This is a genomic window from Diaphorobacter limosus (assembly GCF_033100095.1).
Lineage (GTDB): Bacteria > Pseudomonadota > Gammaproteobacteria > Burkholderiales > Burkholderiaceae_C > Alicycliphilus > Alicycliphilus limosus.
The window spans coordinates 2884788-2909275 of the sequence record NZ_CP136921.1; the positions used below are offsets into that span (position 1 = coordinate 2884788).

18 protein-coding genes and 2 pseudogenes are annotated in these 24488 nt (G+C 67.2%); 12 read left to right on the forward strand and 8 right to left on the reverse strand.

Annotated features, from left to right (window positions below):
• Positions 1-150 precede the first annotated feature (150 nt).
• The 5 genes from P4826_RS13870 (at position 151) to P4826_RS13890 (ending at position 9659) form a co-directional block, all read left to right on the forward strand.
• Positions 151-3774, forward strand: coding sequence for an indolepyruvate ferredoxin oxidoreductase family protein (locus tag P4826_RS13870; protein WP_317700972.1), 3624 nt, complete (start codon positions 151-153; stop codon positions 3772-3774).
• A gap of 186 nt (positions 3775-3960) precedes the next feature.
• A complete protein-coding gene (gene yajC / locus P4826_RS13875; protein WP_317700973.1) occupies positions 3961-4293 on the forward strand; it encodes a preprotein translocase subunit YajC in 333 nt (110 codons plus the stop codon).
• An 86-nt stretch (positions 4294-4379) separates the two neighbouring features.
• Positions 4380-6281 (forward strand): protein translocase subunit SecD, encoded by a 1902-nt coding sequence (gene secD, locus P4826_RS13880; RefSeq protein WP_317700974.1) that lies wholly within the window; start codon positions 4380-4382, stop codon positions 6279-6281.
• A 14-nt stretch (positions 6282-6295) separates the two neighbouring features.
• Positions 6296-7249, forward strand: coding sequence for a protein translocase subunit SecF (secF, locus tag P4826_RS13885; RefSeq protein WP_317700975.1), 954 nt, complete (start codon positions 6296-6298; stop codon positions 7247-7249).
• 91 nt (positions 7250-7340) lie between these two features.
• Positions 7341-9659 carry a DUF1631 family protein gene (locus tag P4826_RS13890; RefSeq protein WP_317700976.1) on the forward strand — a complete coding sequence of 773 codons (2319 nt, stop codon included), beginning with the start codon at positions 7341-7343 and terminating at the stop codon, positions 9657-9659.
• Positions 9660-9712: 53 nt separating this feature from the next.
• On the opposite strand, the gene recX is transcribed toward P4826_RS13890, so the two are convergent.
• Both recX and recA read right to left on the reverse strand, forming a co-directional pair.
• The gene (gene recX, locus P4826_RS13895; protein ID WP_317700977.1) at positions 9713-10171 is read right to left on the reverse strand and encodes a recombination regulator RecX; all 459 of its coding nucleotides are present in this window, start codon (positions 10169-10171) and stop codon (positions 9713-9715) included.
• A gap of 71 nt (positions 10172-10242) precedes the next feature.
• Positions 10243-11346 (reverse strand): recombinase RecA, encoded by a 1104-nt coding sequence (gene recA, locus P4826_RS13900; RefSeq protein ID WP_317700978.1) that lies wholly within the window; start codon positions 11344-11346, stop codon positions 10243-10245.
• Positions 11347-11484: 138 nt separating this feature from the next.
• On the opposite strand from recA, the gene P4826_RS13905 reads away from it, so the two are divergent.
• Positions 11485-11961 carry a MarR family winged helix-turn-helix transcriptional regulator gene (locus P4826_RS13905; protein ID WP_317700979.1) on the forward strand — a complete coding sequence of 159 codons (477 nt, stop codon included), beginning with the start codon at positions 11485-11487 and terminating at the stop codon, positions 11959-11961.
• A gap of 2 nt (positions 11962-11963) precedes the next feature.
• Here the strand turns inward: P4826_RS13905 and P4826_RS13910 are convergent, their stop codons facing one another.
• Positions 11964-12437 (reverse strand): winged helix-turn-helix transcriptional regulator, encoded by a 474-nt coding sequence (locus P4826_RS13910; protein ID WP_317700980.1) that lies wholly within the window; start codon positions 12435-12437, stop codon positions 11964-11966.
• 126 nt (positions 12438-12563) lie between these two features.
• Here P4826_RS13910 and P4826_RS13915 point away from each other — a divergent pair, with 126 nt between their 5' ends.
• Both P4826_RS13915 and alr read left to right on the forward strand, forming a co-directional pair.
• Complete coding sequence (locus tag P4826_RS13915; RefSeq protein WP_317700981.1) at positions 12564-13871, forward strand: D-amino acid dehydrogenase; 1308 nt, start codon at positions 12564-12566, stop codon at positions 13869-13871.
• Positions 13868-14929 carry an alanine racemase gene (gene alr, locus P4826_RS13920; protein ID WP_317700982.1) on the forward strand — a complete coding sequence of 354 codons (1062 nt, stop codon included), beginning with the start codon at positions 13868-13870 and terminating at the stop codon, positions 14927-14929. Before P4826_RS13915 ends, alr begins: the two co-directional genes overlap by 4 nt.
• A 637-nt stretch (positions 14930-15566) precedes the next feature.
• Here alr and P4826_RS13925 read toward each other — a convergent pair.
• Positions 15567-16310: pseudogene (locus P4826_RS13925) on the reverse strand (FAD-dependent oxidoreductase); the annotation flags it as partial.
• Between the two features lie 31 nt (positions 16311-16341).
• On the opposite strand from P4826_RS13925, the pseudogene P4826_RS13930 reads away from it, so the two are divergent.
• The 3 genes and pseudogenes from P4826_RS13930 to P4826_RS13940 all read left to right on the forward strand — a co-directional run.
• Positions 16342-17223: pseudogene (locus P4826_RS13930) on the forward strand (2-aminoethylphosphonate--pyruvate transaminase); the annotation flags it as partial.
• 75 nt (positions 17224-17298) lie between these two features.
• On the forward strand, positions 17299-17973 hold the full coding sequence (locus P4826_RS13935) for a response regulator (protein ID WP_317700983.1): 675 nt from the start codon (positions 17299-17301) through the stop codon (positions 17971-17973).
• 66 nt (positions 17974-18039) lie between these two features.
• The gene (locus P4826_RS13940; protein ID WP_317700984.1) at positions 18040-19488 is read left to right on the forward strand and encodes a sensor histidine kinase; all 1449 of its coding nucleotides are present in this window, start codon (positions 18040-18042) and stop codon (positions 19486-19488) included.
• A 102-nt stretch (positions 19489-19590) separates the two neighbouring features.
• On the opposite strand, the gene P4826_RS13945 is transcribed toward P4826_RS13940, so the two are convergent.
• On the reverse strand, positions 19591-21219 hold the full coding sequence (locus tag P4826_RS13945) for a SulP family inorganic anion transporter (protein ID WP_317700985.1): 1629 nt from the start codon (positions 21217-21219) through the stop codon (positions 19591-19593).
• An 85-nt stretch (positions 21220-21304) separates the two neighbouring features.
• On the opposite strand from P4826_RS13945, the gene P4826_RS13950 reads away from it, so the two are divergent.
• Positions 21305-22147 carry a class I SAM-dependent methyltransferase gene (locus P4826_RS13950; protein ID WP_317700986.1) on the forward strand — a complete coding sequence of 281 codons (843 nt, stop codon included), beginning with the start codon at positions 21305-21307 and terminating at the stop codon, positions 22145-22147.
• A 279-nt stretch (positions 22148-22426) separates the two neighbouring features.
• On the opposite strand, the gene P4826_RS13955 is transcribed toward P4826_RS13950, so the two are convergent.
• Genes P4826_RS13955 through P4826_RS13965 form a run of 3 tightly spaced genes read right to left on the reverse strand, consistent with a single transcriptional unit; the run spans position 22427 to position 24482 of the window.
• Entirely contained in the window at positions 22427-23101 is a 675-nt protein-coding gene (locus P4826_RS13955; protein WP_317700987.1) for an SPOR domain-containing protein, read from the reverse strand.
• A 20-nt stretch (positions 23102-23121) separates the two neighbouring features.
• Complete coding sequence (locus tag P4826_RS13960; protein WP_317700988.1) at positions 23122-23964, reverse strand: biotin--[acetyl-CoA-carboxylase] ligase; 843 nt, start codon at positions 23962-23964, stop codon at positions 23122-23124.
• Positions 23961-24482 (reverse strand): SET domain-containing protein, encoded by a 522-nt coding sequence (locus tag P4826_RS13965; protein WP_317700989.1) that lies wholly within the window; start codon positions 24480-24482, stop codon positions 23961-23963. The genes P4826_RS13960 and P4826_RS13965 overlap by 4 nt, the downstream gene beginning before the upstream one ends.
• Between the last annotated feature and the right edge of the window lie 6 nt (positions 24483-24488).

Sequence of the window (24488 nt, forward strand, 5' to 3'; positions counted from 1 at the left end):
CATTGGGGAAAACGCGGCAAACAAAGCAAACACATATCAGTAATCAGCGCATACACTGCGCGCCATGGACTGGGCCTGAGCGGCGCCGGTTCGTTTGCCGTGCCCCCGCAACCCGGGGCGCAAGCCCGAAGAACAGCCCGGAGACACCCCATGAATGCCCCCCTGCCCGACCATGTGCGCCGCGCGCTCGAGTCCGTCACCCTGGATGACAAATATGCCCTGGGTCAGGGCCGCGCCTTCATGAGCGGCGTGCAGGCCCTGGTGCGCCTGCCCATGCTGCAGCGCCAGCGCGACCAGGCCGCGGGCCTGAACACGGCGGGCTTCATCAGCGGCTACCGTGGCTCGCCGTTGGGCGGCTACGACCAGGCCCTGCTCGGCGCGCGCAAGCATCTGGCAGAGAGCCATGTCGTGTTCCAGCCCGGCGTGAACGAGGAGCTGGGCGCCACGGCCGTGTGGGGCACGCAGCAGCTCGACATCTACCCCGAGAGCAAAAAGTACGACGGCGTGTTTGGCATCTGGTATGGCAAGGGGCCGGGCGTGGATCGCTGCTCGGACGTGTTCAAGCATGCCAACATGGCCGGCACCGCCAAACATGGCGGCGTGATCGCCGTGGCCGGCGACGACCACATCAGCAAGAGCAGCACCGCCGCGCACCAGAGCGACCATATCTTCAAGGCCTGCGGCCTGCCGGTGTTCTTTCCGAGCAGCGTGCAGGACATCCTGGACATGGGTCTGCATGCCTTTGCCATGAGCCGCTTCTCGGGCCTGTGGTCGGGCCTGAAAACGGTGCAGGAGGTGGTCGAGTCGTCGAGCAGCATCTCGGTCGATCCGGATCGTGTGAACATCATCCTGCCCGAGGACTTTGTGATGCCGCCGGGCGGCCTGCACATACGCTGGCCCGACGCGCCCCTGGAGCAGGAGGCGCGCCTGATGGACTACAAGTGGTATGCGGCCCTGGCCTATGTGCGCGCCAACAAGCTCAACTACAACGTGGTCGCCACGCCCCGGGATCGCTTTGGACTCATCGCCAGCGGCAAGGCCTACAACGACATGCGCCAGGCTCTGATCGACCTGGGGCTCGATGACGGCCATTGCCGCCAGCTGGGCATCCGCGTGCACAAGGTGAACGTGGTCTGGCCGCTGGAGGCCGGCATCACGCGCGACTTTGCCGAGGGGCTGCAGGAGATCCTGGTGGTCGAGGAAAAGCGCCAGGTCATCGAATACCAGATCAAGGAGCAGCTCTACAACTGGCGCGCCGACGTGCGCCCGGACGTGCTGGGCAAGTTCGACGAGGTCGAGGGCGACCATTCGGGCGGCGAGTGGGGCATGCCCAACCCCAGCCAGAACTGGCTGCTGCGCCCCCAGGCCGACCTGACGCCGGCCATCATCGCGCGCGCCATCGCCAAGCGGCTGAAGAAGCTGGGCGTCCCCGCGGACATCGCGGCGCGCATGGACGAGCGCCTGTCGGTGATAGAGGCGCGTGAGCGCGGCATGGCCGAGCAGAAGCTGGACACCGGCGAGCGCATGCCCTGGTTCTGCAGCGGCTGCCCGCACAACACCAGCACCCGCGTGCCCGAGGGCAGCCGTGCCGTGGCCGGCATTGGCTGCCACTACATGGTCAACTGGATGCCCGACCGCCACACCAGTACCTTCACGCAGATGGGCGGCGAGGGCGTGACCTGGGTGGGCCAGGCGCCGTTTTCCAAGACCCCCCATGTCTTCGCCAATCTGGGCGACGGCACCTACTTCCACAGCGGCCTGCTGGCGATCCGCCAAGCAATAGCGTCTGGCGCCAACATTACCTACAAGATCCTCTACAACGACGCCGTGGCCATGACCGGCGGCCAGCAGGTGGGCGAGCGGCCCGAGGGCCATTCGGTCGCGCAGATCGCCCACAGCCTGCGCGCCGAGGGCGTGGCGCGCCTGGTGGTGGTGACCGACGAGCCCGAGAAGTACCACGGCCGCACGCACAGCCTGGCCGCCAACCCCGCGCGCGCCAAGCACCAGGAGCTGCTCAACGACCTGCCGCCGGGTGTCGAGGTATTCCACCGCGATGAGCTCGACCGCATCCAGCGCGAGCTGCGCGACATCGCCGGCTGCACGGCGCTGATCTACGACCAGACCTGCGCCACCGAAAAGCGCCGGCGCAGGAAGCGCGGCACGCTTGCAGCGCCGACCAAGACGGTCATCATCAACGAGCTGGTCTGCGAGGGCTGTGGCGACTGCGGGGTGGCGTCCAACTGCCTGTCGGTGGAGCCGGTCGAAACCGAATTCGGCCGCAAGCGCCGCATCAACCAGAGCACCTGCAACAAGGACTATTCCTGCGTCAAGGGCTTTTGCCCCAGCTTCGTCACCATCGAGGGCGGCCAGCTGAAAAAGCCCAGGAAGGAAAAGAAGGGCGACCTGGCCGCCCTGCCCCCCATCCCCGATCCGGTGTTGCCGGTGGCTGAAGAGGCCTGGGGCATCATCGTCGCCGGCGTGGGCGGCACGGGGGTGATCACCATAGGCTCGCTGCTGGGCATGGCCGCGCACCTGGAGGGCAAGGGCGTGGTCACGCAGGACGCGGCCGGCCTGGCGCAAAAGGGTGGCGCCACCTGGAGCCATGTGCAGATTGCCAACCGCCCCGAGGCCATCTACACCACCAAGGTGGACACGGCCAAGGCCGACCTCATCATCGGCTGCGACCCCATAGTCGCCGCCAACAAGGCCACCCTGGCCGCCATGCGGCCGGACCGCACCTTCGTCGCGCTGAACACCCATGGCACGCCGGCCGCGGCCTTCGTGCACAACCCCAACTGGCAGTTCCCCGCCGAGGGCTGCGAGGCAGCGATTGCCGCCGCCGTGGGCCCGGATATGCTGGGCGTGCTCGACGCCGAGCGGGTCGCCACTGAGCTGCTGGGCGACAGTATCTACACCAACCCGCTGATGCTGGGCTACGCCTGGCAAAAGGGCCGCGTGCCGCTGTCGCATGCCGCGCTGATGCGCGCCATGGAGCTCAATGGCGTGCAGGTGGCCAACAACCAGGTGGCCTTTGAATGGGGCCGGCGCTGTGCCCATGACCCGGCCGCCGTGCGGGCCCTGTTCCAGGCGGCGCAGGTGGTGCAATGGGTGAAGAAGCCGGGTCTGGCCGAGCTGCTGGCCAGGCGGGTCGAGTTCCTCACCGGCTACCAGAACGCGGCCTACGCCGCCGAATACAGCGCCTTTGTCGAGAAGGTGCGCGCGGCAGAGGCAAAGCTGGGCCAGGGCCAGCGGCTGGCCGAGGCCGTGGCGCGTTACCTGTTCAAGCTCATGGCCTACAAGGACGAGTACGAGGTGGCGCGCCTGCACACCGACGCAGCCTTCACCCGGCGCGTGGAGGGCCTGTTCGAGGGCGACTATCGCATCGTGCACCACCTGGCGCCGCCCAGCCTGGCCGGCAAGAGCGACCACGGCGAGCCGGTCAAGAAGAGCTACGGGCCCTGGATGCGCCGGGCGATGGGCCTGTTGGCGCAATGCAAGGGCCTGCGCGGCACGGCGCTCGATCCCTTTGGCAGGACCGAGGAGCGGCGCACCGAGCGTGCCCTGATCCAGGAGTACCGCGCCTGCGTGGACGAGCTGCTGGCCGGCCTCTCGCCCGAGCGCCTGGCCCTGGCCGTGCAGGTCGCGAGCATTCCCGAGGACATACGCGGCTACGGCCATGTGAAGCAGCGCCACCTGCAGGCGGCGCGCGGAAAATGGGCCGAGCTCATGCAGCGCTGGCGCGACCCGCAAGGGGCTGAACGCCGGATGGCCTGAATATTTTCATAGCTGTTGACGCTTGATGGATAAGGCCCATAGCCCATTTTTGCTCGAAATCTGTCCACGCCGGGGCGCGGCATTCAAGGGTGTAAGGCGCGCCGAATACAATCGCCTGTTGCCCTCATGGCAGGCCCTGCGGGGCCCGTCAGACCATCCATCCCTTGTTTGAGTGGAGTTTCTCCCGTGTTTATTTCTTCCGCCTTTGCCCAAACCGCACCCGCCGCAGCCGCCGAAGGGGGCCTGATGGGCTCGCTCACCGGCATGTTGCCGCTGGTGCTGATGTTCGTGGTGCTGTACTTCATCATGATCCGGCCCCAGATGAAGCGCCAGAAGGAGCACCGCGCCATGATCGACGCGTTGGCCAAGGGCGATGAGGTGGTCACGGCCGGCGGCCTGCTGGGCAAGGTCGCGAACCTCTCCGAAGGCTATGTGCAGCTGGAGATCGCCAGCGGCGTGCAGGTGCAGGTGCAGCGCAGCGCCGTGACCCAGGTGCTGCCCAAGGGCACCGTCAAGTAAACCGGTTGTAGGCCCGCGGGCCTTTTGTTGGGGTGGCAGGGCGCGTGGCGTGCCCGCTGCCCCGTAGGTATTTGAAGAGCGCGATCATGAACCGTTATCCGGTCTGGAAGTACGCGATCCTGGTGATCGTGCTGCTGATAGGGGCCTTGTACACCCTGCCCAATTTCTTTGGCGAGGCGCCTGCGGTGCAGGTGTCATCGGCCAAGGCCACCATCAAGGTCGATGCCGCGCTGCAGCGGCGCGTCGAAGAGGCGCTGCAGGCGGCCGGCGTGAGCCCGGACTCGGTGACGTTCGACGGCAACTCGGTGCGCGCGCGCTTTGACACGCCGGACAACCAGCTCAAGGCCAAGGATGCGATCCAGAAGGCCCTGGTCAGCGACCCGTCCGACCCGCCCTACATCGTGGCGCTGAACCTGGTGTCGCGCTCGCCCGACTGGCTCACCGCCATCAATGCCCGCCCCATGTACCTGGGCCTGGACCTTCGCGGCGGCGTGCACTTCATGCTGCAGGTGGACATGCAGGCAGCGCTCACCAAGAAGGCCGAGTCTTATGCCGGCGACCTGCGCACCACGCTGCGCGAGAAGAGCATCCGCCACGGCGGCATCAGCCGTGACGGCCAGGCCATAGACATCCGCGTGCGCGACGAGGCCACGCTGACGGCGGCGCGCAACCTGATCGCAGACCAGTTCCCCGACCTGCTGACCACCAGCAGCCCGGATGGCGAGGGCTTCCAGCTGCGCGCCACCATCAAGCCCGAGGCCCTGCGCAAGGTGCAGGAGCAGGCGCTCAAGCAGAACATGGTCACGCTGCACAACCGTATCAACGAGCTGGGCGTGGCCGAGCCGGTGATCCAGCAGCAGGGGCTGGATCGCATCGTGGTGCAGCTGCCCGGCGTGCAGGACACGGCCAAAGCCAAGGACATCCTGGGCCGTACCGCCACCCTGGAGGTGCGCATGGTGGACGAGGGCACCGAGGCGCGCGCCGCCGAGATCGGCAGCGGTCCCGTGCCCTTTGGCGACGAGAAATACCTGGATCGCAACGGCCAGGCCGTGATCGTGAAGAAGCAGGTCATCCTCACCGGCGAAAACCTGACCGACGCCCAGCCCGGCTTTGACGGCCAGACCCAGGAGCCCACCGTCAACCTGACGCTGGACGCCAAGGGCTCGCGCATCTTCAAGGACATCACGCGCGAGAACATCGGCAAGCGCATGGCCATCGTGCTGTTCGAGAAGGGCAAGGGCGAGGTCGTCACGGCGCCGGTGATTCGCAGCGAAATCGGCGGTGGCCGGGTGCAGATCTCGGGCCGCATGACGACGCAGGAGGCCAACGACACGGCCCTGCTGCTGCGCGCCGGCTCGCTCGCCGCGCCCATGGAAATCATCGAGGAATACACCATTGGCCCCAGCCTGGGCGCCGACAACATCGATCGCGGCATCCATTCCGTGGTCTGGGGCATGGTGGCCATTGCCGCCTTCATGTGCGTGTACTACATGCTGTTCGGCGTGTTCTCCACGATTGCGCTGGGCATGAACGTGCTGCTGCTGATCGCCGTGCTGTCCATGCTGCAGGCCACGCTGACCCTGCCCGGCATTGCCGCCATGGCGCTGGCGCTGGGCGTGGCCATCGACTCCAACGTGCTGATCAACGAGCGCATCCGCGAGGAGCTGCGCGCCGGCATCGCGCCGCAGGCGGCGATTGCCGCGGGCTACGAGCGCGCCTGGGCCACCATCCTGGACTCCAACGTGACCACGCTGATCGCCGGTCTGGCGCTGCTGGCCTTTGGCACTGGGCCGGTGCGCGGTTTTGCCGTGGTGCATTGCATAGGCATTCTGACCAGCATGTTCTCGGCCGTGTTCTTCTCGCGCGGCCTGGTGAATCTCTGGTATGGACGCCAGAAGAAACTCAAGAGCGTGGCCATCGGCCAAGTCTGGAAGCCCGAGGGCGAAGACAACCGCTCCGTGGCCGGCCGCAGCGGCAGCACTGATTAAAAGGAGGAAAGACCATGGAGTTTTTCCGCATCAAAAAAGACATTCCGTTCATGAAGTACGCGTTGGTGCTCAACGCGGTGTCCTTCATCACCTTCGCCCTGGCGGTGTTCTTTCTGGTCACGCGTGGCCTGCATCTGTCGGTGGAATTCACCGGCGGCACCGTCATGGAGGTGGCCTACTCGCAGACGGCCGACATCGGCAAGGTGCGCGACAAGGTGGCGGCCCTGGGCTACCCCGACGTGGTGGTGCAGAACTTCGGGACGTCCCGCGACGTGATGATCCGCCTGCCGGTGCAAAAGGGCGTGACCTCGGCCCAGCAAAGCGAGCAGGTGCTGGCGGCGCTGAAGAGCGAGGACGCGGGCGTGACGCTGCGGCGCACGGAGTTCGTCGGCCCGCAGGTGGGCGAGGAGTTGGTGCACGGCGGCCTGATGGCGCTGGGTATGGTGGTGCTGGGCATCGTCATCTACCTGGCGTTCCGTTTCGAGTGGAAGTTCGGCGTCGCGGCCATCATCGCCAACCTGCACGACGTGGTCATCATCCTGGGCTTCTTCGCCTTCTTCCAGTGGGAGTTCTCGCTCTCGGTGCTGGCCGGGGTGCTGGCCGTGCTGGGCTATTCGGTGAACGAGTCGGTGGTGATCTTTGACCGGATTCGCGAGGCCTTCCGGCGCTTTCGCAAGCTCTCCACGCACGAGGTCATAGACCACGCCATCACCTCGACCATGAGCCGCACCATCATCACCCACGCCTCGACCGAGGCCATGGTGCTGTCGATGTTCTTCTTCGGCGGCCCCAGCCTGCACTACTTTGCGCTGGCGCTGACCATAGGCATTCTGTTCGGCATCTACTCCTCGGTGTTCGTGGCGGCGGCGATCGCCATGTGGCTGGGTGTCAAGCGCGAGGATCTGGTGAAGACCTCGGCGCGCAAGGATGGCGATCCCAACGACCCCAACTCCGGGGCGGTGGTCTAAGCGGGCGCTCGCGCCGGCGCTGTGGCAACGCACTGAAACTGTCTTGGATACGCCACAACAGGGCGAGGGCAACGGCTAAGATTCAAGGTCTATGGACATCCAGCCCACCTCTGCCGCCGACCGCCGCCTGGCCCAGCTGGCGCGGCAGCGTTTTGTGGAAGGCCTGTGCGCGGCCTTGCCGGATCTGGACAAGAAGCTGTATGCGTTCCTGACCGATCTGATGGCGCAGACGGCGACGCAGCGCGACATGCAGCTGCGCCGCGACGCCTGGATGAACTACCAGGCCCACCGCAAGGCCTGGGTGGAGGATGTGGTGCGCGCCTGGCGCGAGGCTCTGGTGCCGCAGCAGTCGCCCTCCGCCACCATGCCCCTGGACGGGGGACTGGAGCTGGTTGGCGACGACGTGATCGAGAACCGGCTGCTGGCCTCGCGCATGGCGCTGACCGTCACCGAGCATGTGGGCGCGTCCTTTGACGTCGCGCGCCAGCGTACCCAGCACCTGGACGGACGTGAGCTTTCCAGCCGCGACATCCTGCGCCCCGAGACCCTGTGCCTGCGGCTGGTGGAGTCGTGGCTGGATGCCGGCCTCAAGCGCGAGGAGCTGCAGCTGGCGCTCGATCCGGTGCAGACCACCCTGTCCGAGCTGGCCCAGGCGCAGTACCAGGCGTTGCTCGGGCTGTATGACCAGCAGGGTGTGATCACGGCCGAGGAGCTGCGCACGCGCCAGGTGCGGGTGGCGAGCGTGGGGGCGAGCCGCTCGGGCGCCTTGGGCCGCGACAGCGCCGGTGTGGCCCTGGGCCGGGATACACCGTTTCCCGCCACCATGCTGGCAACGCCCGGCGGCATGCAGCCACCCCAGGGCATGCCGGTGCCCATGGCTGGCGTACGCCCGGGGATGGGCGGTTTTTCCACCCCCCTGGCCTATGCGCGCCAGCGTGCGCAGGGGGTGATGATGCAGCTGCGGCGCATGCTGGCGCCGTCGGCCACGGGCCAGGGCGCGGCCCCGGCGCAGCCGGCCTCGTCGGCCCTGATGCATGCATTGGCCGACGAGCGCGTGGAGGCCGACCTGTACTACAGCGGCATGGCCACGCTGGTCGAGGACTACAGCCCCCAGGCCGTGGTGCGCGTGGCCCATGTGGTGCGCGAGCGCGCGGACGAATTCAAGAAAAAGGCCAGCACGGCCAGCGAGAAGGCCGTCATCGAGGTGGTGGCCCTGATGTTCCAGAGCATCCTCAGCGAAGACCGCATACCGCCCGCGGTGCGCGTGTGGTTTGCACGCCTGCAGGTGCCGGTGCTGCGCGTGGCGCTGGCCGAGCCGGAGTTCTTCAGCGACCTGGCCCATCCGGCGCGCCAGCTCATCGACCGCATGGGCTCCTGCGTGCTGGGCTTTGACGCCAGCGCCATCAACGGTGGCGCGCTGGAGGCCGAAATCCGCCGCATCGTGCAGGTGATCGAGCAATACCCCGAGACTGGCAAGCGCGTGTTCGAGCTGGTGTTGGCGGAGTTCGAGAAGTTCCTTGCCAAGTACCTGACCGAAGGCCAGGGCACGGCGCGCATCATCAGCGTTGCCCAGCAGGTCGAGCAGCGCGAGACGCTGGCGATCCAATACACCATAGAGCTGCGCAACATGCTCAAGGACATGCCGGTGCGCGAGGAAATTCGTGATTTCCTGTTCAAGTCCTGGGCCGAGGTGCTGGCCATGTCGGCGGTGCGCAACGGCGCCCAGCATGCCGAAACCACCGCCTTCAAGCGTGCCGCTGCCGACCTGGTCTGGGCCGCCAGCGCCAAGCCCAACCGTGCCGACCGCGCACGCGTCATCGCGCAGTTGCCGGCACTGCTGCAGCGGTTGCGTCTGGGGCTGGTTCTGGTGGGTGTCACCGGCGCGCCGCAGGATGCACAGGTCAAGCTGCTCACCGACACCCTGGCCGAGGCCTTTCTGTCGAAGACGGCCTCCATCCCGCAGGAGCAGATCGAGGCCATGACCAGGCGCCTGGAAAACCTGGAAGACTTCATCGACGACGAGACCCTGGGCGACATACCGTTGAGCGCGGAAAACATCGAACTGCTGCTGGGCATGGATGCCTCGTCTATCCATGTGGTTGCCGACGACGGCGCGGCCGTGCAGGAGGACATGGTGGCCTGGGCGCAGGCGCTGCCGCTGGGCGCCTGGTTCACGATAGAGCACAACGGAGCCTCGGCGCGGGTGCAATATGTGTGGCACAGCCAGCGCAAGCAGCTGCACCTGTTCGCCGCCCTTGGTGGCAGCAGCTATCTGTTGCAGCTCAAGCCCCTGGCTGGCTATATGCAGGCCGGGCTGCTGCTGGCCCAGGAAGAAGAAAGCCTGACCCTGCGCGCGACGCGCGATGCGCTCATCAGGCTGGATGCCAATCCCGAGCGCTTGTCCCAGTAAGAAATACTAAAAATATAGCTATCAACGCTTGCTAGGTAAGCGCTGCAGCCGATTCAACCACCGTCTTCTCTGGCGTCCAGTACGCGCCGTACAACATCGCCGCCGAAGCCGCGTGCGGCCAGAAAGCGCATCTGGCGCGCCTGCTCCTCGCGCGTGGCGGGCGCTGGCGCATTGCCGAAGCGCTGGTGCCAAACGGCACGGGCGCGCTCCAGTTCCGTGTCTTTCAGGCGCCCGGCCGCGGCGCGCAGCAAATCCTCGTCCAGCCCCTTGCGGCGCAGCTCCTGCAGCACGCGCTGTGCCCCAAGACGCGGTGCGCGGCTGTGCAGCACGGATTCGACCACACGCTCCTCGTTGATGAAGTCCCGGGCCTGCAGCTGGTCGAGCAGGGTGGCGAGATCATCGCCCTCCTGCACATGGGGCGCGAGCTTGGCCTCCAGCTCGCTGCGCGAATGCTCGCGCTGGGCCAGCAGGCGCAGCGCGCGTGCCTTCAGAGAGGGCTTGGCAAATCCCATGATTACTATTTAAACAATAGCTATCAGCGCTTTGTATATAAGCGCTGAATGCCTGTTTGTGTGTTGGTGGATCAGCCTTCGGCGGCGTCGGTCTTGTCGCCCTTCTTGCCGCGCGCGGGCTTGTCGTCGGGGGCTGCGGCCGGCGCGGCGCCGGGCAGCAGGGCAATGCCCAGGCTGTCGCGCACCTTGTTCTCGATCTCGCGCGCCAGTTCCGGGTTCTCGCGCAGAAATTCGCGCGCGTTGTCGCGGCCCTGGCCTATCTTCTCGCCGTTGTAGGCGTACCAGGCGCCGCTCTTTTCGAGGATGCGCGCCGTCACGCCCATGTCGATGATCTCGCCCTCGCGCGAGATGCCCTCGCCGAACAGGATGTCGAACTCGGCCTGCTTGAACGGGGGCGAGACCTTGTTCTTCACCACCTTCACACGGGTTTCGTTGCCTATGGCCTCGTCGCCCTTCTTGATGGTGCCGGTGCGGCGTATGTCCAGGCGCACCGAGGCGTAGAACTTGAGCGCGTTGCCGCCGGTCGTCGTCTCGGGGCTGCCGAACATCACGCCGATCTTCATGCGGATCTGGTTGATGAAGATGACCATGCAGTTGGTCTTCTTGATGGTGGCGGTGAGCTTGCGCAGCGCCTGGCTCATCAGCCGCGCCTGCAGGCCGGGCAGGGCGTCGCCCATCTCGCCTTCGATCTCGGCCTTGGGGACGAGGGCGGCGACCGAGTCGATCACGATCAGATCCACGGCGCCCGAGCGCACCAGGCTGTCCACGATCTCCAGCGCCTGCTCGCCGGTGTCCGGCTGGCTGATCAGGATGTCGTTCAAGTTCACGCCCAGCTTCTGTGCGTACTGCGTGTCCAGGGCATGCTCGGCGTCGATGAAGGCACAGGTGCCGCCCAGCTTCTGCATCTCGGCGATCACCTGCAGGGTCAGAGTGGTCTTGCCGGACGATTCGGGGCCGTAGATCTCGACCACCCGCCCGCGCGGCAGGCCGCCCACGCCCAGGGCAATGTCCAGGCCCAGCGAGCCGGTGGAGACGACCTGGATGTCCTGCGCCTGCTCGCCCTCGCCCAGGCGCATGATGGTGCCCTTGCCAAACTGCTTCTCTATCTGGGCCAGCGCGGCCTGCAGGGCCTTGGCCTTTTCGCTGTTGTCGGCGGTCTTGACGGGTGCGTCCATGAAATTGCTCCTCTTGGTGGCCATAGTGCTTTCGGGTAAGACTGTTTCGATCAACAGTCTGTATGCGTGAACAGTAGTTTAGGAGGGCTGGATTGTACTTGGAAGATATTTTTGGTCAGTTTGGCTGACAATATCGCCATGCATCTGCCACCCCATGACGATGACTGGCGCCAGACCCACCTGGGCCGCCTGCTGGGCCATGCCATGCGGCGCTTTGACGCGCGCGTGTTGCAGCTCATGGCGCGCGACGTGCAGGTGCCGCTGGCCCTGTCGAACCTGGCGGCGCGCGAGCAGGTGAGCGCCGCCCATATCCACATCACGCGCCATTTGTCGCTGCAGGGCGACCGGTTGACGGACCTGGCCGATCGCGCCGGCATGACCAAGCAGTCCATGGCCAGCCTGGTCGATCAATGCGAGGCCTGGGGCCTGGTGACGCGCGCGGCCGATCCGCATGACGCGCGCGCCCGGCTGGTGCGCTTCACGCCCACGGGCCTGGCCTGGCTGCAGGGTTTTCGCGCCGCCGTGGCCCAGGCCGAGGCCGAGTTCCGCGAAGAGGTGGGGCCGGATGTAGCCACCGTCGTGGCCCTGGGGCTGGAGGCCTATGCGAATGGCTGATATCAGGGCCTGCGGCCCAGGGGCACGACAAAGCTCTCCTTGACCTCTTCCATCACCACATAGCTGTTGGACTGCGCCGGCACCGGCATCTGCTGCAGGATGGAGCCGAGCAGGCTGCGGTATTCGGACATGCCGGCCAGCCGCGCCTTCACCAGGTAGTCAAAGCTGCCCGAGATCAAATGGCATTCCAGCACCTCGGGCATGTTCTGCAGCTCGTCGCGCACCTTCTTGAAGATCTGTTCGGACTTCTGCGCCAGGGTGATTTCGACGAACACCAGCAGGCTGCGCCCCAGCGCGGCCGGGTTCACGCGCGCGTGGTAGCCGGTGATCACGCCCTGGGCCTCCAGGCGCTTGACGCGCTGCGAGCAGGGCGAGGTGGACAGGCCCACCTGCTCGCCCAGCTCGGTCATGGTCAGGCGGCCGTTCTGCTGCAAAAGATCGAGGATGCGCCGGTCTATGGAGTCGAGTTCAGACATTGCTGTGTGGGTCAGGGTTTGTGGCCGTAAACAGCAAATATTGCTGTCATAGAGCAGAATTTTGGCAAAAGATTAGCATGAAAATCCATATAGTCACGATCATTCATCGAACATCGGAGACAGATCATGAAAGTTGTTGTACTCGGCTCTGGCGTGATCGGCGTGACCACCGCCTACTACCTGGCCCGTGCGGGCGCCGAAGTCACCGTCATCGACCGCCAGGATGGCCCGGCGCTCGATACCAGCTTTGCCAATGCCGGTCAGGTCTCGTTCGGCTACTCCACGCCCTGGGGCGCACCCGGCATCCCGATGAAGGCGCTGAAGTGGATGTTCGAAAAGCATGCGCCTCTGTCCATCCGCCCCGATGGCAGCCTGTTCCAACTGCGCTGGATGGCGCAGATGCTGCGCAACTGCTCGACCGAGCGCTACGCCGTGAACAAGGAGCGCATGCTGCGCCTGTCCAACTACAGCCGCCAGTGCATCGCCCAGCTGCGCGCCGATACCGGCATCGAGTACGAGGGCCGTCAGGCAGGCACGCTGCAGCTGTTTCGCTCGCAAAAGCAGGTTGACCAGGCGCAGCGCGACATTGCCGTGCTGCAGGAGTGCGGCATTGACTATGAGCTGCTCGACCCCCAGGGCGTGGCGCGCGCCGAGCCGGCCCTGGCCCGGGCCGACGCCACGATCGCCGGTGGCCTGCGCCTGCCCGCGGACGAGACCGGCGACTGCTTCAAGTTCACCAACCAGCTGGCGCAGATGGCCGAGGCCCTGGGCGTGAAGTTCCGCTTTGGCACCGCAGTGGACTGGTTGCTGTTCGACGGCCAGGGCGCCGTCAATGGCGTGCAGCTGTCCGGCCCGCAGCGCGAGGTGGTCAAGGCCGACCGCTACGTGCTGGCCATGGGCAGCTATTCGCGCGATCTGCTGCTGTCCTCCGGCCTGGACATCCCGGTGTACCCGGTCAAGGGCTATTCGCTGACCATCCCGATCCGCGACGAGGCCCTGGCGCCCGTGTCCACGGTGCTGGACGAGACCTACAAGATCGCCCTGACGCGCTTTGACAACCGCATCCGCGTCGGTGGCATGGCCGAGCTCTCGGGCTTTGACAAGAACCTGCGCCCGCAGCGCCGCGCCACGCTGGAGATGGTCACCAGCCAGCTGTTCCCCGGCGGCGACCTGGCGCGCGCCGAATTCTGGACCGGCCTGCGCCCCATGACCCCCGACAGCACGCCCATCGTCGGCCGCACGCCGCACAAGAACCTGTTCCTGAACACCGGCCACGGCACGCTGGGCTGGACCATGGCCTGCGGCTCGGGCCGGCTGCTGGCCGACATCGTCAGCGGCAAGGCCACGGAGATTTCCACCGAAGGCCTGTCGGTCGATCGCTACCTGGGCACGTCACAGAGCACGCACCGCCACGCCGCAGGCCAGGCCGCATGAGCCGCCCGGCACTGGCGACATTCGATCTAGCCGCGCTGCGCGCCAACTATGCCCACGCCAGGGCTGTCCATGGCGGCCGGGCCCTCGCCGTCCTCAAGGCCAACGCCTACGGCCATGGCGCGGTGGAATGCGCGCGCGCCCTGGCGGGCGATGCCGACGCCTTTGCCGTCGCTTTCACCGAGGAAGCGCTGGCGCTGCGCGAGGCCGGCATCCAGCAACCCATCCTGGTGCTCGAAGGCGCCTTCGGCATGGACGACATGCGGCTGGCCCAGGCGCATGGCCTGTGGCTGGTGGTGCACCAGCAGGAACAGCTGCGCATGCTGGAATCGCTGCGCGCCGGCGCGCGCGTCAACGCCTGGCTCAAGATCGACACCGGCATGCACCGCGCGGGCCTGGAGCCCGGCGAGGCCCAGGCCTGCTGGCAGCGGCTCAAGGCCTGCGAGCAGGTGGCCGGCATCACGCTGATGACGCACCTGGCCTCGGCCGACGAGCCGGACAACCCGGTCACCGCCCGGCAGCTGGCCGCCTTCGAGGCCGCCACGGCGGGCCTGCCCGGGCCGCGCAGCGTGGCCAATTCGGCCGGCGTGCTGGCCTGGCAGGGCGCGCACCGCGACTGGGCGCGGCCCGGCATCATGCTCTACGGCGCCGACCCGCGCGGCACGCCATCCGATATGTTGCAGCCGGTGATGCAGCTGACCAGCGAAGTCTTCAACCTGCGCACGATTGGCGCTGGCGAGGCCCTGGGCTACGGCGGCAGCTTCGTTGCCGAGCGCCCCACGCGCGTCGGCCTGGTGGCCATGGGCTACGCCGACGGCTACCCGCGCCGCGCGCACACCGGCACGCCGGTGGCGGTGGGTGGTCACCTGACGCGCATCATCGGCCGCGTGGCCATGGACATGTTGACCGTTGATCTGACGGATCTGCCAGAGGTCGGCGTGGGCGCTCCGGTGGAGCTGTGGGGGCGGCAGGTCAGTGTGAACAGCGTTGCGGCGGCGGCGGGGACGATTGCATATGAGCTGCTGTGCAATGTGAAGCGGGTGCGGCGGGTGTATCGCTAGTTTTTTTGAGTGTGGCTGGCCGGGATATGCGCCCGGCGGCGCACCTACTTTCTTTTGCTTCGCCAAAAGAAAGTAGGCAAAGAAAAGGCGACCCTGCTGTCCGTGACCCCTCCGCTTCGCTACGGGGCAACCTGTGGTGCTCGCGCATGGGGTGCGCCGTGGAACTCATTGCGCGCCTGCGGCGCTTCGTTCAAACAACCACGGCGAGTCAGTTTAAGAAGCATGGGCGCTTCGACGCCCATGCACACCCCATGCGCTGTGCTCCTCGGCACGGCCAGAAGGGAGGGGGGACGACACGGGCCATCGCTGCGCTCGGCCTCGTGAGGGGCGCGCCATTTGTCGGGCCGAGCGCAGCGATGGCCCGTGTCGGGCTGTTCACCCCCCCTGTGGCTGCGCCACAGGTTTGCCCCGTAGCGCAGCGAAGGGGTCGCAGACTTGGGGACGTGTTCTTTGCCTCCTTTCTTGCACGAGCAAGAAAGGAGGTCCCCCGCCGGGGCGAGACCCGGCCAGCGACATCAGCAATGTAAAGAACCACAAGAGCAATCACCGTGCGTCGTGAGTCCTGCCGTTTTCAGGCCGTGCAGGCCCCTCACCCCTCCCTCTCCCCAAAGGGGCGAGGGCGATCCGTCGCGCAAGATCAGGCCTTGTCCGCCTTGCCTGCCGCATTCGCAAACCGGCTCAGCTGCCTGTCCAGCCACCAGGGCGCGCGTCCCTCGTCTTCCGCGGCTTCCTTGCGCCGTATGGCGTTGCGCACCACGATGGAGCCCAGGTAGCGGATGGGTTCGGGCGGAAACAGCCCCAGCGGCCCGCGCGTGAGCGGACTGCGCGTCCAGGCGTTGTCTTCGTCCAGCACCAGGGACGACAGGATTTGCCCGCCCATGTAGCTCGGGCCCACGCCATTGCCCGAATAGCCGAAGCCGTAGAACATGTTGGCGGCGCCGTTCAGGCGGCCAAAGAAGGGAAAACCGCTGACAGAGCGGTCCGACGGTCCGTTCCAGCTGGCAGTGACCGGCACCCCGGCCAGCGACGGGAAGAAACCGTGCAACGCCTGCGTGAGTTGCCCCTCGTACGGCGAGCGCTGATCGAACACCGGCGCGATGCGTCCGCCGCGGGCAAAGGTGTTGCCGCCCTTGCCCAGCATCAGGCGTCCGTCCTCGGTGCTGCGGTAGTAGTGCACGAAGGTGCGCGAGTCTAGTACCGATACGCCATCGATCAGGCCCATGGATCGCAGCAGCTCGGGGCAGCGCTCGGTGATGACCATGTCGCTGGAGACGATGGCGATGCTGCGCTCGAACTGTGGCAATGCCTCGGCCATCCAGGCGTTCAGCGCCAGCACCAGCTTTTTCGCCGTGACGCTGCCGCAGGGCGTGCGCACCCGGACGCTGGCGCCAGCGTCATGACCCAGCATGGATGTGCTGGTGCCGAACAAAGGGGCCTACTGCGCGCGCCTGGCGCGCATTGTCAAGGTGCTCGGGCGCAAGCTGACGACCATCGACTACAGCGAGGCCCAGCAGGTCAGCGCCGCCGACGTGGACAAGGCGCTCGCCGCCGATCCGTCCATCACCCATGTCGCCCTGGTGCACTGCGAGACCGGCGCCGGCGTGCTCAATCCGCTGCACGAGGTGGCGCAGGTGGTGGCCAGGCATGGCAAGGGCCTGATCGTGGACGCCATGAGCTCGTTCGGTGCGATCGACATCGGCGCCAGCAAGACCCCGTTTGACGCCGTCATTGCCGCCTCGGGCAAATGCCTGGAAGGCCCGCCGGGCATGGGCTTCGTCATCGTGCGCAAGAGCGTGCTGGAAAAGTGCGAGGGCAACGCCCATTCGCTGGCGCTGGACCTGTACGACCAGTGGGTCTACATGCAAAAGACCACGCAATGGCGCTTCACCCCGCCCACGCATATCGTCGCCGCGCTGGACGAGGCCATGACGCAATACCAGGAGGAAGGTGGCCTCGCGGCGCGCGGCGGGCGCTACGCGCGCAACTGCAAGGCTCTGCTCGATGGCATGCGCGCCATGGGCTTTCGCAGTTATCTGCCGGACGATCTGCAGGCGCCCATCATCGTCACCTTCCACGCCCCGGCCGATCCGGCCTATGGGTTCAAGGCCTTCTACCAGGAGGGCAAGAAGCGCGGCTACATCCTCTACCCCGGCAAGCTGACGCAGCTGGAAACCTTCCGCGTGGGCTGCATAGGCCATTTCGGTGACGCCGGCATCCCCGGCGCCGTGGCGGCGGTGGCCGATGCGCTCCAGGCCATGGGCGTCAAGCAGATCAGCGTCGCCGAGCCGGCCTGAGGCGCCGCATGCTCCTAGAATCGGCCATGGGCCCGGCGGTGTTGCCGCGGCCCAAGGCCTTCCAGGAGAACACCCATGCGCATCCTCATCGCCGAAGACGACCAGGTGCTGGCCGACGGCCTGCTGCGCACGCTGCGCGGCTCGGGCGCCGTCGTGGACCATGTGGCCAGCGGCAGCGAGGCCGATACCGCGCTGCTGACCAATAACGAGTTCGACCTGCTGATCCTGGATCTGGGCCTGCCCAGGCTGCATGGGCTGGAGGTCTTGAAGCGCCTGCGCGGGCGCGGCTCGGCCCTGCCGGTGCTGATCCTCACCGCGGCCGACAGCATCGAGGAGCGCGTCAAGGGCCTGGATCTGGGCGCCGACGACTACATGGCCAAGCCCTTTGCCCTGTCGGAGCTGGAGGCGCGCGTGCGCGCCCTCACGCGCCGCGGCATGGGCGGCACCAGCGCCACCATCAAGCATGGCCCCCTGGTGTACGACCAGGCCGGGCGCGTGGCCACCATTGACGGCAAGATGGTGGAGCTGTCGGCGCGCGAGCTTGGTTTGCTGGAGGTGCTGCTGCAGCGCGCCGGGCGCCTGGTGAGCAAGGAGCAGCTGGTCGAGCGCCTGTGCGAGTGGGGCGAGGAGGTGAGCAACAACGCCATCGAGGTCTACATCCACCGCCTGCGCAAGAAGATAGAAAAAGGCCCGATACGCATCGCCACCGTGCGCGGCCTGGGCTACTGCCTGGAAAAGATTGCCGCTTGATGCTCTTATGTTGATAGCTGTTTGCGCTTGATATATAAGCGTTAGCGGCATAAAACACTAGAAATCGTGAAAATCTTCCAGCGCGAGCAGCGCTCCCTCTTTGGCGAAATCCTGGACTGGATGTTGACGCCACTGCTGCTCTTGTGGCCGGTCAGCCTGGCGCTGACCTGGCTGGTGGCCCAGGGTCTGGCCAACAAGCCCTTCGACCGCGCGCTCGAATACAACGCCCATGCCCTGGCCCAGTTGGTCACCGTGCAGAACGGCCGCGTGTTGTTCAACCTGCCCCAGCCGGCCAGCGAGATCCTGCGTGCCGACGAGTCCGACATCATTTACTACCAGGTGCTCGGGCCCAAGGGCGAGCTGCTCTCGGGCGAGCGCGAGCTGCCGCTGCCGCCGCCGCCCGAGGAGCGCTCCTTCTCGGGCGATGTGCGCCTGCGCGATGCCGAGCTGCGCGGCATCGACATCCGCGTGGCCTATATCTGGGTGCGCGTGCCCCTGCCTGGCGCACCCGCGGCCCTGGTGCAGGTGGCCGAGACGCGCTCCAAGCGCAGCGTGCTGGCCACCGAGATCATCAAGGGTGTGATGCTGCCGCAGTTCGTCATCCTGCCGCTGGCCGTGCTGCTGGTGTGGCTGGCCCTGGTGCGCGGCATCAAGCCGCTGCGCCAGCTGGAAGAGCGCATACGCGCGCGCAAGAGCGACGACCTCTCGCCGCTGGATCACAAGGCCGTGCCCATGGAGGTGGCGCCGCTGGTCGATTCGGTGAACGACCTGCTGCAGCGCCTGCAGGAGTCCATGGCCACGCAAAAGCGCTTTCTGGCCGACGCCGCGCACCAGCTGAAAACCCCGCTGGCCGGCCTGCGTATGCAGGCCGACCTGGCGCAGCGCGAGGGCACCAGCACCGAGGAGCTGAAAAAATCGCTGCAGCAGATCGGCCGCTCCTCCATCCGGGCCACGCACACCGTGAACCAGCTGCTGGCCCTGGCGCGCGCCGAGGGCGGGGCCGCCGTGGTGCAGCGCCAGAAGATCGATCTGGCGCGCCTGGTGATCGATGTGGTGCAGGACAGCGTGCCACGCGCCATGGACAAGCACATCGACCTGGGCTACGACGGCGCCGATCCTGGTACCCCCGGCGTGGGCATGGAGGGCAACCCCACGCTGCTCAACGAACTGGTGCGCAACCTGGTGGACAACGCCATCAACTACACGCCCTCGGGCGGCGGCCAGCCGGGCATGGTCACGGTACGTGTGCTGCCCGAGACCTTTGCCCATGTGGTCCTGTTCCAGGTCGAGGACAGCGGCCCGGGTGTGCCCGAGAGCGAGCGCGAGCTGGTGTTCCAGCCCTTCTACCGCGCCCTGGGCAACGAGGCCGACGGCTCCGGCCTGGGCCTGCCCATCGTGCGTGAGATCGCGCGCCAGCATGGCGCCGATGTCGAGCTGGAGGACGCGCGCCCCGGCAGCGCCATGCCGGGGGCGCGGTTCACGGTGCGCTTTACGGCCAGCAACGGCGGCGGGTAGTTCCACCCGCTCTCGTTTTCAGCGTGCGTTGCCTCGCCCGCGATCCATGAAACTGGCGCGTCCCAGGCCAGGGCCACCGCGCAAGGGTCGCCCCGCAGGGCCTCAGGGGGGTGTCGCTTCCCCCAGCTTGGCCGCCAGGCCGGATCGCTCCAGCAGCGACTGCACCTGGGGCTGGGCGCCGCGGATGCGCAGGCGCCCGCCGCGCTGCTCGGCGGCCTTGAGCAGCTGCTCCAGCGCGTCCACGCCGGTGGTGTCCAGGCTCAGCAGATCCGACAGGTGGAGCAGCACCTGCACCCCCTGTGGCGCCTGGTTGATGGCGTCCTCCAGCTCATCGAGCCTGGCCGTGGCGCCAAAGAACAGCACGCCATGCAGGGTCCAGGCCAGTTGCGCGGGGCCGTCCTGGGCCAGGGGTGTGGCGCGAAACAGCGTCGCCATGCGCCGCACGAACAGCAGGCACGACAGCGCCAGGCCGACCTCCACCGCCACCATCAGATCCAGCACCACGGTCAGCACGAAGGTGCCCAGCAGCAACAGGCGGTAATGGTTGCTGAACTGGCGCAGGCGCACGAACTCGTGCCACTCGCCCATGTTCCAGGCCACGAACAGCAAGATGCCGGCCAGCACCGCCAGCGGCACATGCAGGGCCAGCGGCGCGGCCAGCAGCACGATCAGCGCCAGGAACAGCGCATGCACCATGCCCGAGATGGGCGAAGTCGCGCCCGAGCGGAGATTGGTCACGGTGCGCGCAATCGTGCCCGTGACCGGCATGCCGGCGAAAAACGGTACGAGGAAGTTGGCCGCGCCCTGGGCGATCAGCTCCTGGTTGGGGTCATGCTTGCGGTGTGCCGGGTGGGTGGCCAGCTGATCTGCCACGCGCGCGCACAGCAGCGACTCGATGGCGCCCAGCGCGGCAATGGTCAGCGTGGGCATGAACAGCTCGCGCAGCGTCTGCCAAGACAGGTCGGGCAGGGCAAAGCCGGGCAGCTCTTGCGGAATGCCGCCAAAACGCGTGCCTATGGTCTCGACCGGCATGCCGGTGACATGCGCCACGGCAGTCAGCAGCACCAGGGCGATGACCGGCGCCGGCAGGCGCGCAAAGGTGCGCACCGTGATGCCATCCAGGCGCAGCAGCGGCGACTGGTGGTGCATCAGGCGCGGCCAGATCCACAGCAGCAGCATGCAGGCCAGCGCCAGCGCCAGCGCGTAGGGGTTCCACTGCGCCAGATGCCCGGCGATGGCCTGCATCTGGCCGAAAAAGTCGCCCGGCATCTTGGCAATCGGCAGGCCCAGCGCGTCTTTGAGCTGCGACAGCGCGATCAGCACCGCAATGCCGTTGGTGAAGCCGATGATGATGCTCACCGGCACAAAGCGCACCAGCGCGCCCAGGCGCAGAAAACCCATCAACATCAGTAGCACGCCGGCCAGGCTGGTACTGATCCACAGCCCGGCCACGCCATGCTGCTGCACGATGCCGTAGACAATGACGATGAAGGCACCGGCCGGCCCGGCGATCTGCACGTTGGAGCCGCCCAGCAGCGCCACCAGCAGACCGCCTATGATGGCTGTCCACAGCCCGGCCTGGGGCGGCAGGCCGCTGGCAATGGCAAACGCCATGGCCAGGGGCAGGGCCACCACGCCGACGGTGGCGCCGGCGCCCATGTCCGCCACCAGGCGCTGGCGGCTGTAGCCGTGCACGATGTCGAGGATGCGGGGGCGAAAATTCAGTGGCATTTGATAACGCGAATGCTGCGGGGCGGTCGTTGAATATAGACCCTGCCACCAGGCGGAGACTTTGCTCAATCATGAAAGGATGTGCATGACCGACTCGCCGGAGCCACAGCTGCAAGCGCACCCCAGGCTGTCCGCCGTGCAGCAGACCATGCTGATCCCGCTCGTGGCGCGGGCCCTGGGCGGCGGCCTGTTTCCTGGCCACGCCTGCGGTGACCAGCAGGCGGCCGAGCTGGTGCGCCGGCTGCAGCTGCCCACCGCGCCCTACCTGGTGGACAGGCCCACGGTGCTCAACATCCTGTGGCGCACCAAGGTGATACGCGATACCGGCCTGGCGTTTTTCGCACGCCACCCCGAGGCCTGGGGGGTGAACCTGGGCTGCGGCCTGTCGCAATATTTCCAGTGGCTGGACAACGGCCGCAATACCTGGCTCGACACCGACATGCGGCCGTCCATGGAGCTGCGCCGCCGGCTGCTACCACCCGATACCGCGCGCCAGCGCAGCGCCATCATCGACCTGCGGCGCCCGCAATGGTGGCAGGATCTGAACCTGCCCGCGCAGGCCCTGGGCCAGCCCCTGTTCATGCTCTGCGAGGGGGTGCTCATGTACCTGCAGCCGCAGCAGGTGCGCCATGTGCTGCACAGCTTTGCCGCCCAGGCGCCGGCAGGTTCGCGCCTGGTGATAGACATCCTGGCCGGCTGTGCCGTGGGCATGGCCCAGTGGCATGCCAGCGTGGGGCCGACCAAGGCGCAGTTCCACTGGGGCATACGCAGCCTGCAGGAGCTGACCGACTGCCACCCGCGCCTGCGCCTGCTGGCCACGCACAGCGTGGCCGCCAGCCACGGCTGGATGGGCATCGCCGCCGAGCGCATGTGGAGCTACTGGAGCAGCACGCCGCTGTACGGGGTGGTGGAGCTGGGGGTGGATTAATTCCATTTCTAAATCATCCGTGTCGTTGTTGCTTCGCCTTGTCGTGCTACAGCACTGCCTGCAGCTTCGCGCCCAGGAGGCTGTCGGACTTGGAGCGTCGAAAGCGAAAATCGGCCCCAGCGAGCACAGTTTTTGCCGGATTTGCAGCCCAATAGCCGAGCTATTGGGCAAAAAGACGGTGAAATATGGGCCGCTGCGGTCGATTTGCAGCCGACGACTTCCAAGTCCGACAGCCTCCTAGACACGAATGATTTGGAAACGGAATAACACCCCGCGCAATCAGGCGCAGGATCGCAGGGGCTTGCCGGCCAGTGCCGGCTGCAGCGTCTCCAGCTGCGCGCGCAGCGCCTCGTCCACGGCCGGCAGGCGCAGCGTGAAGCCGGCGGTGTCGCCGCGCTCCTGCACCACGCGCGCCTTGCGCACCCCCTGGGCGCCGAGCTGGCTCAGGGCGCGCAGCGCGCCCTCGGCGCTGGAATAGCGCCCCAGCGACAGGCCGGGCTCCAGCGCCGCGCCCGGCCTGTCGTAGGCGACGCCGATGGCGCGCAGTTCGTTGCGCCGCTTGGCCAGGGTGTCCTCGTCGGCAAACGGGCCCATGTAGACCATCCAGCGGCGTGTCGCCTGTACCGGCTCCAGGCTCCAGCTGCCGGCGGGCAGCCGCGTCGCCGCCTTGCGCAAAAGCTCTGCCTGGCGCGCGTCAAACACGCCGGCCTGCAGGCAGGCGGGTGGTTCGGCTGCGCTGGCGCTGTTGCTGGATTCGGGTTGGGGCTCGGCAGCGGGTGCCGGTTGGCCCCCCGGCGGCAGCAGGCGCAGGTTCTGCGGGTCAATCTGCTGCTGCAGGCGCTGTGGTTCGGTCGTGGCTGCCGGCGCCAGGCCCATGCCCTGCAGCAGGCCGTGCGACCAGGCGTAGTAGCCGGCGTTGGCCAGCAGCAAAAGCAGGACGGCAAGGCGCAGCATGGGGCGTTCCTCTCAGCCTCTCAGGCCGGCCGCGCTGCGGCGCTGGGGCGCACGCTGATCTCGGCGCTGGTGATGGCCTGCATGCCGCGCGCCGTGTGCACCAGCAGCGTGCCGTCCTCGGTCACGCCATGGGCCTGGCCCTGGGTGCCGTCGCTGAGCGTCACCGCGCGCCCGGCCAGCAGGTCGCGCTGTGCAAAGCGCGCCTGAAAGGGCGCAAAACCGGCCTCGGCAAAGCCCAGCAGGGCCTGCACCAGTGGCGCGGCGATGCGCGCCAGGGCCTTGGGGGCGGTCAGCGCGGCATCCACCTCGCGCAGGCAGGCGGGCGGTGTGCGCAGGCCTTCAGTCAGCACGGGCAGCAGGTTCAGGCCTATGCCCACGACCACATAGCGTGGCTCGCCGGGCGCCGCGGCAAAGCTGGCGGTCTCCACCAGAATGCCGCCGAGCTTGCGATCGTCCTGCAGCCACAGGTCGTTGGGCCATTTCAGCAGCACGCGCGGCTGGCCGCTGCCCGGGGCGGGCAGCTTCGGCTGCAGGCTCTCGGCCACGCTTACGCCCACGGCCAGCGACAGGCCCGACCAGTCATGCGGCGCCAGCGGCAGGCCCAGCGAGAACGTCAGCGCCGGCAGCAGGCCCGTGCCCTCGTAGGTGCCGGTGTGCCATTCGCGCCCCAGGCGGCCGCGCCCGGCGGTCTGCTGCTCGGCCACGAGCAGCGTGGGCTCCTGGCGACCGGCGCGCGCGCGGCGCATCAGCTCGCTGCTGGTGGAGTCGATGCTGGGCAGCACCTCGACGGTGAAGCCCGGCAGCAGCGGCTCAATCGCCTGCCAGATGGCCTCGGCCGGCCATTGCGCGGGTGTGGTGTTCATGCGCGCTGCCCTTTAGGCCCGGGCGGCGCCCAGCCGCGCTTGGGTGCCAGCAGCGTGCCGCGGCAGTTCGGGCTGCCGCACCAGCAGGGGTACTCCAGCTTGAGCTTCTTGGTGTAGCGCTCCTCGATGATCAGGCCGTAGTCGTAGTTCAGCTCTTCGCCGGCGGCGATGTTGCGCAGCGCGGTGATGAAGATGCGGCCGTCCTGCTCATCGGCAAAGCAGTTGGGGTTGCAGCTGTGGTTGATCCAGCGCGCGGAGTTGCCGCCCACCTTGGCGTCTATCACGCGGTCTTCATCGACGTGGAAGTAAAAGGTGTGATTCGGTTGTTTCGGGTCGTGTGGGTGGCGCTCTTGCGCCTCCTGCCAGCTGATGACCTGGCCGGTGTATTCGATGATGACCTCACCCTCGGCGATATCCTGCAGCGCAAACACGCCCCGGCCATGCACGCCCGAGCGCCGGGTCTGGATACGCCGCCCTGCGGCTGGCGTGGGTGCTGCGATGGCTTTGCTGCGGGGCATGGAAAA